Annotated in this window: 7 protein-coding genes; 1 reads left to right on the top strand and 6 read right to left on the bottom strand. The window is 38.0% G+C overall.

Going from position 1 to position 14771, the window contains the following annotated elements; genetic code table 11:
- Nucleotides 1-2 precede the first annotated feature (2 nt).
- A complete protein-coding gene (locus IPP32_10110) occupies nucleotides 3-932 on the top strand; it encodes a YihY/virulence factor BrkB family protein (GenBank protein MBL0048434.1) in 930 nt (309 codons plus the stop codon).
- Between the two features lie 84 nt (nucleotides 933-1016).
- On the opposite strand, the gene IPP32_10105 is transcribed toward IPP32_10110, so the two are convergent.
- From IPP32_10105 to IPP32_10080, 6 genes are all read right to left on the bottom strand, one after another.
- Nucleotides 1017-8180 carry a S8 family serine peptidase gene (locus IPP32_10105; protein ID MBL0048433.1) on the bottom strand — a complete coding sequence of 2388 codons (7164 nt, stop codon included), beginning with the start codon at nucleotides 8178-8180 and terminating at the stop codon, nucleotides 1017-1019.
- 204 nt (nucleotides 8181-8384) lie between these two features.
- Entirely contained in the window at nucleotides 8385-10685 is a 2301-nt protein-coding gene (locus IPP32_10100; protein MBL0048432.1) for a patatin-like phospholipase family protein, read from the bottom strand.
- Nucleotides 10686-10773: 88 nt separating this feature from the next.
- Nucleotides 10774-11553, bottom strand: coding sequence for an ABC transporter substrate-binding protein (locus IPP32_10095; GenBank protein ID MBL0048431.1), 780 nt, complete (start codon nucleotides 11551-11553; stop codon nucleotides 10774-10776).
- 81 nt (nucleotides 11554-11634) lie between these two features.
- Nucleotides 11635-12999 (bottom strand): pyridoxal-phosphate dependent enzyme, encoded by a 1365-nt coding sequence (locus IPP32_10090; GenBank protein ID MBL0048430.1) that lies wholly within the window; start codon nucleotides 12997-12999, stop codon nucleotides 11635-11637.
- A gap of 84 nt (nucleotides 13000-13083) precedes the next feature.
- Complete coding sequence (locus tag IPP32_10085) at nucleotides 13084-13236, bottom strand: hypothetical protein (GenBank protein MBL0048429.1); 153 nt, start codon at nucleotides 13234-13236, stop codon at nucleotides 13084-13086.
- Nucleotides 13237-13529: 293 nt separating this feature from the next.
- Nucleotides 13530-14756, bottom strand: coding sequence for an ABC transporter permease (locus tag IPP32_10080; protein ID MBL0048428.1), 1227 nt, complete (start codon nucleotides 14754-14756; stop codon nucleotides 13530-13532).
- Nucleotides 14757-14771: the final 15 nt, after the last annotated feature.

Raw genomic sequence — 14771 nt, 5'->3', positions numbered from 1 at the left:
CTATGGTAGAGCGTTTTAAAGGGGCATTGTTAAAAAGCTATCCGGTTCGTTTCGTGCTCACGCTTTCTAAAAAATTAATTCTACCGGGTTTCGAAGGCTTACCTTTTTACGATGTAGCCTCTTTCTTTTTTATTGGCGTTCAAAATGGCTCACTCACTACAAGGGCATCCTCCTTGGCATTCAAGTTTTTTCTAGCTATTTTTCCAAGTATTATCTTTTTAATAACCCTCATACCTTACATTCCTATTAACGATTTTCAAGATCAATTGTTGATTTTGATGAAAGATTTTTTGCCCAGCAATGCCTATGAGGCAATGCGCGAAACGTTTGAAGATTTAGTAAAGCATCAACGCGGAGATTTACTTTCATTTGGATTTTTATTTGCGCTGTATTTGGCTACCGATGGCATACATGCCATGATTAGTGCCTTTAACAAATCAAACCAAAGCATCGAAACACGCTCCATTTGGAAAATTCGATTGATTTCGGTTGCGCTTGTTTTTATTCTTACTTTTTTAATATTGATTGCGATTGCGCTTATTGTATTCAGCAATGTAGCACTCGATTATTTGGTGAGTAAGCATTTATTGGTCGACAGCCTAACCATTTATTTGCTCTTGATAGGAAAGTGGTTTGTTATATTGGGTCTCTTTTTTTGTGCCTTTTCCTTTTTGTATTACCTCGGCCCGGATCAAAAACTAAAATGGAAATTTATTTCTGCGGGTTCAACTTTTGCTACCGTCATGAGCATAATAGCTTCGCTTGGATTTTCATTTTATGTAAATCATTTTGGCAATTACAACAAATTATACGGCTCTATCGGAACGCTTATTGTTATTATGCTTTGGATTTATTTTAACGCCATAATTATTTTACTGGGATTTGAGCTCAATGCAAGTATCCATTCAGCAAAATTGAATCGGAGGAAATGAAATAAGGATGCAATTCCATTAGAATAAACAACAAAAAAAAGGCTGCTCGAATTTCGAACAGCCTCTTTTTTTTGACTAACATTTTTAATGTTGAACAACTACACGCGTAGTTTTTACTTCTGCGCCATCTTTATCAATACGCAAGAAATAAATGCCTTGTGCGTAATCTTTCAAATTAATTTCTTTTTTGTTAACACCGTTACCCGAAACATAATTTTCAACTAAGACAGTATTGCCAAGCATGTCCATTAATTTAAAGGTATAGCTTACATTTTCAGGTGATTCAAAACTGATGTTTACAACTGAATTTGCAGGGTTAGGATATATCATCAAATCAGAGAAGTAGGATTCGTTATCACCGGCATCTTGAATGGCTGCACCACTTATGGTTCTACAATTTGTGTTAACCGTTACCGCTAATGTTCTTGCAGCTGAACTACCACAGCTATTTTTTGCAACCACTTTTAAGTTGGCAGAAGTACCTGTAGCACCAGTGAATTTAACAACAGATGAAGTACCGCTTGTTGAACCCACAAAACTTGCACCGCTATTTATTGTCCATGAATAGGAAGTTGCACCGCTAACAGCAACAATAGAGTAGGGCACATTGGTTTGTGATTTACAAACCGATGAAGCTCCTGTAATTGCGCCCGGTTGTGCCGGAGGGGCAACAATATTCAAACATGTATATGCACTTGAATTGCAGGCACAATTTGCTTTTACGCAAATGCTTCCGGATGTTTTAAACGAAGTTCCAAATTTTACTGTTATGGACGTACCATTATTACTAGTGATCGTAACGCCTGATGGCACAGTCCATGTGTAAGAAGTTGCTCCTGTAACCGGAGCAATAGAATAAACTTTTCCGGTTGCCCCACACAAATTATCTACTTGACCGGTGATAGCAACAGGTGCTGAAATATTAGCTGTTCCGATGGTAACACTCAAAGTAGTATAGCAACCTTTCGTATCTGTAATTTTCACGGTATATGATCCTGCCGCTAAGCCGGTTACCGATTGAGTTGTTTTGCTACAAGGCATCCACAAATACGTATATCCCGGAGTTCCACCTGAAGGAGTAACAGTTGCTGATCCATTTGCTCCACCACAGGTTGCAGCAGTTGAAGTAATTATTCCACTAACAGCAGTCGGAACAACAATTGTTGCCGAGCCGCTTGCAGCACAGCCATTAGCATCTGTTACGGAATAATTATATGTTCCGGCACCTAAATTAGCAGTTGCAGTAGTGTTATAAGTATAAAAAGCAGTTCCGCCACTTGCTATTCTTACAACACTTCCGGTTTGATTATAGCAATTAGGTTGTGTAGGAGTTACCGTAAGAATTAATTGTGCTGGAGCAGCATTGATGATTGCACTTGCACTTGATGTACAAGCATTTTCATCGGTTACAAAATAATTATAAGTACCTGCTCCTAAATTCGTGGTTGCTGTATTACCATAACTATATGAACCTGTTCCTCCACTTGTGCTTAAACTTACACTACCTGTTTGTCCATAACAGAGTGGTTGTGTAGCGGTAGCAGTTAAAATCAATTCAGCCGGAGCAGCATTAATAGTAGCACTTGTACTGGCTGTACAACTGTTTTCATCTGTAACAGTATAAGCATAAACGCCGGCAGCTAAACCAACAGTAGGAGTATTATCGTAATAATAAACACCTGTGCCTCCATTTGCATTCAAACTAACACTTCCTGTTTGTCCGTAGCACAAAGCTTGTGTAGGATTTGCAGTTAAAATTAATTGTGATGGTGCAGCATTTATAGTAACAGTTGCAGACGCAGAACAGCCGTTTTCGTCGGTTACAGTAAAGATATAAACGCCTGCAGAAAGATTAGCGGTTGGTTCATTTCCGTAAGTATAATTGCCTGTTCCTCCATTTGCTTCGAGGCTTACCGATCCTGTTTCACCAAAACATTTTGGTTGAGTTTCGGTAGCTGTTAGTGTTAAAAGGCTTGGCGCTGCCACAATGTTTGCACTTGTTTCGGCTGTACAACCATTTTCATCTGTAACCAAATAGTTATAAGTGCCTTGGCTTAAGTTAGAAGTAGCACCGGTATAAGTATAAGCACCTGTTCCACCTGCAGCCTCTAATATAACACTTCCGGTTTGGCCATTACATAAAGGTTGAGTTGCAGTAGCCGAAAGGGTTAACACCGCCGGCTCAGTAAGGGTTCCATTTGTATACTGAACAAAATAATTTGGTGGTGCAATTAAGTTTAAATTACTTGGTATGATTTGATAGGATCCTCCTTGTGGAACTCCATTTACAACTTGATTTTGGTTGTCCCAAATTGCATAACTCGGACCGGATGCAATAACATTTGCAGCATTGTCATCGTAATCGTAACCGGTTATTGTGGATGTAAATTCAGGCAAACTGTTGCATAAAGGATTTTGATTGTCTGCCGTTACAAATAAAGTGTCCGGCAAAATGGTTAAGGTTCCAATTTCGTAGGTTACATCAAAATTATTGGTGAGGAATGCACCGGGTACAATTTTATGTGTACCTGCTGAAATTCCGGTAATCAAGTTTATTGAATAGAATGTATAAATGGTATCGGTGGTAGCGTTGTAATCGTCTTCATCCACAATAACCGCAACATCAGCACCACCTGAGTTGGAAGTACTATTCACTACAGTTGAGCCGTTTACCAAACCCTTTTGATTCACTGTAGCAGTTCCATTCACCAATCCTTTTTGATTCACCAATCCTTTTTGATTCGCTAATGGATTTCCGCTGGCAAGGGTAGCATTAATAGAATCTGTTTGATATCCAAATAAAGAAGATAAAGCTAAATCGACAATCTTAGTGGTGTCGTATACCGGAACATTGTTCACCAAACCTTTTTGATTCACCAGACCTCTTTGATTTACAAGTCCTTTTTGGCTTACAATAAAGCTGAGGTTAATTAAATCGGCATTCACCAATCCTCGCTGATTCACTACACTTTGATCATCCACCATAGCAACAGCATCCACAAGAGATGAACTGTGCTCAGATTCAATTGCATTTAAGAATGCTCCTTGATCGGCCGGGGGAATGTTGGAATTGTCGAAGTTGTAATCGAATTGTAAACCAAGTCCATCAATTTTATCCCCATAGGTTAAAGTAAGATCTTGTGCTTTAATGGTCATCGGCATTTTTTCGATGCTTAATAATCCATCGTTGAAATCGTAGGTATACAATTCTTGCAATCCAATATCATTGGTGGCATTGGCAGTTGGACGAATAAAATAAATTCCTGCATTGCTTGCCGCTGTGGCCGGAGTGGAGTATTGAATAGAAGCTAACCCTAAATCCGCTAAGCTAAGTCCAAGCACTGCCGGATCCTGATCATCCACAGTAACTGTAGATGTAAATGCCGGTACCTCCTCTCCAAATTTTTTGGATGCATTAACAGCATTTACCACTACATTTTTCTTCACCGGAGCAAAGAAATACAAGGTGTCTGAATATCCACCATCGTTTGTATTTGGTGTAATCGCTGGGTTAAAAATCTGAACCGGAGGATTACCAAAGAAAGTGGGCACTGTGGCTTGCAATTGATTATTACTTAAAACAGTAGTAACCAAAGGTTGTCCTCTAAAAATAATTTGAGAATTTGAGGTTAGGAAATCACCATTCACCGTAACTGTAAAGGTTACTGTTCCCGGAGTTACTGCATTTGGTGCAGCAAGCGAAACTATATCCGGTGTTGGAGCTGCAAAGGTGCGCATTGCTGCATCTGCATTTACAAAACCGGCACCGGTATTATAATCAAAACCAGGTGCATCCATATCGTCGGAAGTAGCTTGCATTACGCCGCGCACTTGCGTAGGCGTCATTGTTTGGTTATAGAATTTTTGTTTTCCTTCAATCAACAAAGCAGCTATTCCGGCTGCGTGTGGAGCAGCTGCTGAAGTACCAAAGAAATTAGGGAAGGCATCCGCATCTATATTTACACCGCCCATGTTCACAGTGGTATTACCACCGTTTGGTGCACATAAATCGGGTTTATTTCGCGTAAGGCCCGCAACAGGTGTTCCTCCACGTGAGGAGAAAGATGCAACTGTAGGAGGATTTACACCATAAGCCGGTGTATTGGAATACAACACCGCACCCACCGCCATCGCACCATCAGCATTAGCTTGACCAACAATGGTAGAAGTTCCGGTATTGTGTTCTGTGATTACACCCTCACCACGGAAAATAATATATTTAAAATTTACATTTCCTGAGCCGTTAGAACGTGTGATTAACAAGCTTGCATTTTGAGCCACATTTCCTCCAACAGTAAAAGGAAGAACTTCAAGGGGGTCGCCACCAATATTATTTCGGTTAAAACCAAAAAGTGTAATTCCATTATCTGCAGTAAGGTAAATGTCCATATCGTTGGCAGTACCTGTAGAGTTTTGACCAAGCGAATAAATTTCATCTTCCCATTGCATCACAATCACATAATTTCCGGGAGGTAATATTAAAGACTGATAGATATCGCCACCGCCAAAATCATGTGCAGCACCCGGTAAATTGTTTGGAGTAGGGGCAGGGTTAAATGTATTTTGATAAGATTTATTTCCGAAATTTCCGGCCGATGTAAAGTAAGAAACACCTTGGGAAGCAACTGTATTCACAGCTTGTGCAACAACTCCATCACGAAAGAAAGGTTCGGTAATAAAAGTCACATCATCTACAATAACATTACAATTGTCATTTTTCAATGCTAAAATTCCTTGTGCCATGTCCCCGGCACTAATAAATCCGGTGCGAAATGCTAAGTCGGCATTAGGGGCAATATCGTGCACAATTTGCAACATAGCTCTACCTTCATCCGATTGTATTCCGTAAGGATAATCTTTTAATACATGAACAGGATTTGTTCCATTTGCTCCCGGCAAATCACCATTAGCAATATCTGTCGCGGCAGGGTTACCTTGAATGGTGTTATAACTATTAGAGATAACTCCAATTTTTACACCTGTACCATTCAAGCCATATCCAATACGGGCGATATCCGATTTTTGTGCAATATCACCAGCACTAGTTATAATACCAGTATTAGAAACTGGTGGAAATAAAGGACGCACATAGTCAATTAAGTTTGGAAGGCTATCCAACTTTTTCAAATGGTTAACGGGATATAAACCTGAAATAAATAAGGTATTTGGACCATTATCAATTAATCGAGTAATACCGTAAGGAGTGGTTTGCAATAAACTAAGCAGGGTTTGATATTGACCTGCTAAGGAAATTACTTCAATGTAAACGCTATCAGCATTTATTTGATAAATATTATCTAAGGTATCACTGGCATTGGGATTAAAATTGAAATACAATGAAGTTAACTCAGATCCAATTAAAGAACCCACTTTACCGCTTGGATCTGGCGGATAATAAGGGAAAATACAAGGTCCTTGGGTTATTTGTGCTACATCAGTTGCACTACAGCCGTTAGCCGGATTGGTAACCGTAAGCGTATAATCGCCAACCGCATTAACGGTAGGATTTGGAATATTAGTAGCACTTGTAATGTTACCACCATTGGCGCTTGACCAGCTATAATTAACTCCTGCTGTAGAGGAAGAACCGTTTAATTCACGGGTTAAAAAAGCACAAGAAATAACGTTATCGTTTCCGGCATTTGCGTTTGGCGCTTGATTATCTAACGTAACTAAAACTAAATCACTTGCTGAGCAACCATTTAACGGATTAGTTACGGTTAAAGTGTATGAACCTGCAGTGCTAGCAGAGGGATTTGCTATTGAAGTGGAACCTGAAATAGATCCGCCATTGCTAGCACTCCAATTATAGGAAACTCCTGCGGTATTTGATGAACCATTTAAAATTGCACTCATATTCGTACAATTAATAACCATATCAGCCCCGGCAACTGCAGTTGGCGAAATTTTATCTTCTGTAACAAGAACAACATCACTGGCAGAGCATCCGCCGGCAGAAGTAGTTACAGTTAATGTGTAAGTTCCGGCACTACTTACTGTAGGACTTGCAATGTTGGCTGCACCCACAATTGTACCTCCATTAGAAGCAAGCCAATTGTAAGTAACTCCCGCCGTTGATGAAGAGCCATTTAATTGCACAGTAGATGTCGAACAAGTGATCACCATATCTGCACCGGCATTTGCATTTGGAGAAGAACAATTTTGAAAGGGTGCATAAGTGATTGTAACACCGCTTTGAATATTTACTTGAGTACCACTCCAAAGTGCACCGGTTACATCACTATTTCCGGTACCAGAGCCAACATTAATTCCTGCGTAGGGTGCCCATACTGTTCCTAACCATTTGGAACTTGCGGCTCCGGATGAACCGTTAGCTAAATCAAATGCATATTTTTTTGAACCTGTACCAATACCATGAACCTCAGTAAAAATTCGCGATGCGCTGCCACCATTAATGGCAGTTACACCCATTTTACCCATCACCATGTTATTGTGAACATATATTAAAATGGCGCCTGAGCTGGTGTTTTTAAAATCGAACACAAAATAATTGGTGCTTCCACTGTTTTGTATCAAATCAAAAACATATACCCCCGGACCGTTAAACGTAATGGTTTTTCCACCGGTTAACTTTATATCGTCGTATGAACCCGGATTAAGTGTTTGAGTAGTTGAAATATCGGACATTTGAGGATAAGCAGGAAATGCAGTTATTGCAGGTTGTGCCGGAAATACAGGTAAGGCAGGCACTCCAATAATATTTCCAAGAGAAGGTACCGGACCTGAATAGGTGGTTCCTGTAGGATGAGTTAATTTTCCATTAAATGTTCCACTTCCAATAACAGTATTCCCTTTTACATCAATATTTCCGGTTATGGAAGCGCTGTTACCAACTGATAAAATTGTTCCTGATGCGGAGGAGGTATTGGCTATTACCATATTCCCAACTACAGCATTACTACTGGAAAGTGTTGCTTTTCCTTGCGAATATATATTTGAATTTATTTGCGAAGTTCCGGTTGTTTTAACTAACACTTTACTTCCAATAGAGCCATTGTTGATGGTATTCGACGAGGCCATAAAAACACCAAATCCCCCGGATGGAGGAGTTGTGCAGCCCGATCCACCCGAACCGGCATACATTACAAAGTCAGTCATTTGTAATTGTTGGGCTGAGACACCCTTAGCAAAGAGAAGCGCAATGAGCAAAATGCGCGTGATTGCTTTACCAAAACACAAGAAGCGCGACGAACCTGCATTTAGCAGATGAAATGGGTAATTTTTCATATTAATAAGATAAATTAGCGGTTATATTGAATAAACAAATATAGCTTTTTTTTGACATTAACAAATAAAAATGGAAAAAACAGCTATACTTATTATTTCCTAAAAGGTTACAAAAAAGTTCGACGAACAGATCTAAATTTGATCTCAAAAGGTAAATCTGTTATTGATTTGGAAAGATAATAATCGGGTAAGGGAGACTTATTGTTATTCGGTTGATTTTTTATTGAACAACAAATACCCAAATGAAAATAGAAAATTAAATGAATCGCTTTTGCGATCGTAATAGTTTACATTAAAACTTAATGGTCCAATTGGGCTGTGATAGATGAGTGAAGTGGAACCTATAAAATATATTTGCGCAAAGGGTTCACCGTATTTTGCAGTTAAGTCTGGCTGTTTTAATATTTCCCTATACGGTTGGTAAACAAAACCTTCGATGCGTATGTCAAAATTTGTATAAAAATTAATTACACTTCTAAAACCACCAGCAGCGAAAGAGTGGGCTCTAAAATTTTCTAAAAAGAGTGTCCTACTTTCGGGTATAGGCATAAAGGCAGGTGCTGCAAGAATGCTGGCAGTGTAGTTATTAAAGAAATCCTGATTGGAATATACGCCTTCTAAATAAAATCCTAATCGCAAATTTCCTTTTCGTTTAAAATAGTTATCATATATTAAGTGCACATTGAACCAGTTGTGGTAGCGGCTATAAGTATTTCGATTTATGGAAGTGGAACCGGGAGTATTTACTTCGCGTCCACTTAAGTATCTTGCTTTAAGCAAAAAATACGTACCTCTGTTTGCAAATTGTTTTTTATTTAAAGTATTGCGTTCATAAAAAAGATAAGGGCTGGTTAGGTATAAATCGGTTCTATCGGCAGTATCGGTGGCTGAAAATACTTTGGTTTGATAGTACTTGTCGTAGCTGTTAGCAAAAGCAGACCCGGTAATAATTTTTCCTTTGTTTTTTGCCGGTAAACCTAGATTTACATCGCCATACAAATCATTTTGTACGAGAAAAGATGGTTTAGATTCTTCAAAAAATGCGGTACTACTTTTAAAGAAATCCCAGCGGTTACGGGTAAATGAAGCCTCGGCATAAAAAGGAAGACGAGAAGGAAAATCAAAACGTAATTTGGCTTGATAGGAACCATACAGCTTACCAAAATAAATATTTCCACTTGTGGTGATCGAAATTTTTCGAAGGTAATTATACTGTAAACCAATAAAACCGGCATTTATAGGTCGAGAAGAAACATTTCCGCCAAAGGAAACAAATAAATCCTTTTCCTTCTTTATTTTTAATAATAAATCGTAAAAGCCCGATTTTTCATTGTATTTGGTAAGCGGGTAAATCTGTTTGATTTTATCATCTGCAACCAAGCGATAGTACTTAGGTTTAAGCTCTTCGAGTGTAACTAATTTATTTTTATTGCTCAGTAATTTACGCACATAGTGGGCTTGTTTTACTTTTAGTCCTTCGATAAGTATTTTTTCGAAAACCAATCTTTCTTTTTTGTTTTGAAAGAGTTGTCGGCGGCATTGAAGCGAATCTGAATTTTCGCGACGGCTAATCAGCATTTTAATGCTATCCATTTTTTCGTTTGCTGCCACATAACCATTCCCTAAAACCTTAGCAGCACTCTTAAATTCAAAAAGTCCAATGTCATCCACTATCGGTTCAATAACAATCGATGGAACCGGAACTTTTTCGACCGTACCGCGGTTGATGAGCATACTTTTAATTTGAGAAATAACATTGTCCTCATCGGGTGGAATAAGCTTATCGGCCACACTACTCCCAATTATTACATCCGGTTTAAAATCAGCGTAAAGCACGTCAATAGGGAAATTGTTGTAGAGTCCGCCATCAAAAAACAAATCGCCATCAATCAAAATGGGCTTAATGTAAAAAGGGTAAGACATAGAAGCACGAATACTTTGACCCACATCTCCTTTTTTAAATACAACTTGCTTTTTTGCCGTAACATCAGAGCCTACACAACGAAAGGGAATGAATAAACTATCGAAATTATAATTTGATGCTGCCGATGGGTTGGCAAACAATTCCACCAAAGTAAAATCAATGGGAACAGGTGAAATAAAGTTAGTTGGAAGAGAAGTGGTTAAAATAGTGTCAGGTGCGAATTTAAAGGAAACCCAAGAGGCATCGTTCTCTCTTTTCTTTAAATAAAAAACATATTTTTCTTCTACATCGCCTTCGGCAGCACGTTTAAATTTATCACTTGTTATGAACGTTTCGATTTGCTTAACTGAATACCCGGAGGCATACATACCGGCAACAAAGGCACCCATGCTGGTACCTACAATGTAATCGATGGGAATGCGGTTTTCTTCGAGCGATTTTAATACACCAATGTGTGCAACACCATCTGCACCGCCACCGCTAAGCACAACACCCACTTTTTGTGCACGACTTTTTTGCACATTCAAGCAAAAAAATAATGCTGCAAGTAGGAGGTAGTAAGAGCGCTTTGTAAAGGACATAAACTGGTGTTCGGGCAAAACGGCGATTTAAAAAACGCACAAATTTAGCAAAAGACTGAACTTAAAAATTAATTGGATTTTTAAGTTGCTAGAAATTATTGATTACAGTATTGAAATAAGCAGGGCTTTTAAGTAAGCGAGAGCCATACCAAGAAAACATTTCGCCATCAACCAACTGAATTTTTGAGCCGGGACAAATTTTTTGCAAGTGTTCTTTGTCCGCTTCTTTAAAGGGATAAGGCTCCGACGATAACAAAATCACTTCAGGCTGCATTTGTTCGAGCTTCTGCAAGTTAATTTCTGGATAGCGACTTAAATTCGAAAACACGTTTTGAAAACTGCATGCTTGAAACATGGCGTCGATGAAAGTATCGGAACCGGCACATAAATAGGGGTTTTTCCAAATAAAGTATGCACAGGTTTTGGGCAGTGGGTTGATGATGGTCGCAAAATTTGATTTAATTTGGGTGATGATTTCATTCGCCTTCTCTTTTCGGTTCACTAATTCGCCAATTTTACCAATCATATTGAGTGCATCTGCTAGCGTTTTAATATCGCTCATCCAAACCGGATAGAGCTGCATTAACTGTTGAATTTGTTCTTTGCTGTTTTCCTCCTTATTGCCAATTATTAAATCGGGTTGTAGGGCGGCAATCTTTTTAAGATTAATATTTTTTGTGCCGCCAATTCTGGTCTTGCTGCGATACCATATCTCCGGATGGATGCAAAATTTGGTGATGCCCACCACCTCGTTTGTCAAGCCTAAATCATAAAGTAATTCGGTTTGAGAGGGAACAAGAGAAATAATTCTAGTAGGAAAATTTTTAAATTGAATTTCTTTTCCAAGCTGATCAATTGTTTGAAACATTAGAAATAGTGCTGGAATTTTTAAGAAATACAAAAATTCTTGTTTGATTTAATTCAAACAAGCATTCAAAGTTAAAAGTAATTATTGCATCAAAGCCGAAATAATATCGCTTTTAGTAATAATAAAAGTATTATCAGTTTTAAAGTCACGCACCAAAAGCGCAGGATTTTCGAGGGTAATCATTTTTGATAAAGAATCAATTGGGGTCGAAATATCCACAAAAGGAAAGGCCGCTTGCATTATACTTTCCACCGTATTGTTTTTTATTTCAGGATTTTTAAGAATACAAGAGAACAAGTGATTTTCACTTAATGCGCCTACAATTCGCTTATCGGAGGTTACCGGAATTTGAGAAATATCAAGTTCATTCATCATTTTCACGGCTTTGTCAATTGTATCTTTTGCATCAATGGTAACGAGTTCAACTTTTTTATTTGTTTCAACCAGATCCTTTGCTACCAAGCCTTTTTTATCGAAATAGCCTTTCATGCGCATCCAATCATCGTTAAACATTTTACCCAAATAGCGCGTACCGTGGTCGTGAAAAATAACTACCACTACATCACCTTTTTTGAATTTATCTTTCATTTGAAGCAAACCTGCCATAGCTGATCCGGCTGAGTTTCCAACAAATATTCCTTCGCGTTTCACAATTTCGCGTGTCATCAATGCTGCATCTTTATCGGTAACTTTTTCGAAATGATCGATGATGCTAAAATCAACATTTGCGGGTAAAAAATCTTCTCCAATACCTTCGGTTACATATGGATAAATTTCATTTTTATCGAAGATGCCAGTTTCCTTGTACTTTTTAAAAACCGAACCATAGGTATCAATTCCCAGTATTTGAATGTTGGGATTTTTTTCTTTTAAATACTTACCGGTTCCACAAATGGTACCGCCAGTGCCAACTCCAACCACCAAGTGTGTAATTTTACCTTCGGTTTGTTCCCATATTTCGGGACCTGTTTGCTCGTAATGTGCTTTAGAATTTGAGGGATTGTCGTATTGATTGGGTTTCCAGGAATTGGGTACTTCTTTTTCCAAACGAGAAGATACGGAATAATAGGATCGGGGATCTTCAGGTTCAACATTGGTAGGGCAAACTACCACTTCGGCACCAAAGGCACGCAAAGCATCCACTTTTTCTTTTGATTGTTTATCTGTGGTGGTAAAAATACATTTGTATCCTTTAATGATGGCAGCAATCGCCAAGCCCATTCCAGTGTTTCCACTGGTGCCTTCGATAATGGTTCCGCCCGCTTTTAAACGACCGTCTTTTTCGGCATCCTCTATCATTTTTAAGGCCATGCGGTCCTTTATTGAATTGCCGGGATTAGTTGTTTCAACCTTTGCCAGCACCGTTGCCGGGATGTCTTTTGTGATGTTATTGAGTTTTACAAGTGGCGTATTTCCAATCGTTTCGAGGATGTTGTTATAATACATTTTTGAATGATAAATAAATATAAATGAATAGTGAATGAGCTAATAAGAATTTTAGAAAGAGTAGATAAGAAAAGAGATGTGAATTTAATGCACTTTTATTTTTTTGATTTTTCCACTTTTAGTGGCAATAACCAATTCAGTTCCATTTTTTCGTGCATCTGCATAAACTTCAGCTACGGCAGCTTTCATGCCTTTTATGATTTTATTTAGAAGTTTATGTTTTTCTTGTTTTGTCATTCAAAATATATTTTAATTTTTCTTTGTTGAAGGCAAGCAATTTTCCATTTGTAGATTTTGCAATAAGTTCAATTTCTTGTTGAGAGTTATCTACAATAATCCAATCTGTTGACAAAGGTAAAAAATATTTTTGCAGATTGTGTAGTCCTTTATAATAGCGTCTTTCGATTATTTCAATTGGTATGCTATGCCCACCCATTGAAACTCGGATTGCCACCCGTTCAATAGCAAGTTTAGGGCTACTCAAGCAAATGCACGCTATTATTTCCAGTAAATTTGGTATGTAGAACAAGTTAACTAAATCGAATAGCTTTCACAGGACTAATACGCGTAACCAGATAGGAGGGAAGAATAAGGATTAAACTACAAACCACTAAGGTTCCAATATTAAGTCCTAAAATATACATCCAATCGAGATGAATGGGCACGAGTGCAACATAGTAGGAAGCCTGATCGAGGTGAGCAAAACCAAATTTTAACTGCAATAAACAAAGCCCCAAGCCAATTATATTTCCCCATAACAATCCTTTTCCAATTAGAAAAACCGCTTGATACAAGAAAATTTTACGCAAGCTATTGTTATTGGCTCCCAAAGCTTTTAACATCCCAATCATATTGGTACGTTCCAGAATTAAAATGAGCAAAGCGGTAATCATATTAATGGCACCCACTGCAATCATCATAACCAAAATAACTACTACATTAATGTTTTGTAAATCGAGCCAATCAAACAATTGTGGATATTGTTCCCGAATTGTTTTAGAATCTAAATCATAACCAATTTTTGAATAAACCAAATTTCCAACTTTATCGAGTTCATTAAAGTTGGTAACTGAAATCTCCATTCCTCCCATTTGATTAGGATTCCAATCGTTTAACTTTTGAATGTGCTGCAAATCGCAGAGCACATATTTATCGTCAAAATCTTCTAATCCGGATTCGTAGATACCGCATACTTTAAATTTTCGCATGCGTGGGGGTTGTTGCACAAAGTACATCCATAAATTATCGCCACTTTTAAACTTTAGTTTATCGGCAATTTTTTTTGAAATTAAAATATCATCTGTTTTCCCGCTATCAGCGAAAGTGATAGCTTTGCCAGATTGTAAATTTTGGTTAAAAAAAGTAAGGTCGTAATCTTTGGTAATGCCTTTTAAAACAACCCCTTCAATGGCTTCATCTGTTTTTATAATACCAGCTTTAGTGGCGAATATTTGAGTGTGTTTTACACCAAGAATACTCTTTAATTCGCTCAGTTTTATTTTGTCGCTATCAATGGGATTGGGCTCAAAAGAGTTGTTATTGTTAAAATTGCTAATTTGAATATGTCCCCCAAAGCCAATTACTTTTTCGGTAATTTGTTTTTGAAATCCTGTAAGAACAGCAACCGAAATAATCATTACCGCTACACCTAAGGCAATAGCCCAAACAGCAATATTTACAATGGGCTTACTTTGGGCCGTGCCTTTGCCGTTTTTTTGAAATAAAATTTTACGCGCTATAAATAATTCAGTGTTCAATTGGAATAATTGTAT

This window comes from Bacteroidota bacterium (genome assembly GCA_016721765.1).
GTDB lineage: Bacteria > Bacteroidota > Bacteroidia > UBA4408 > UBA4408 > UBA4408.
This window is presented reverse-complemented; position numbering and strand designations above follow the sequence as displayed.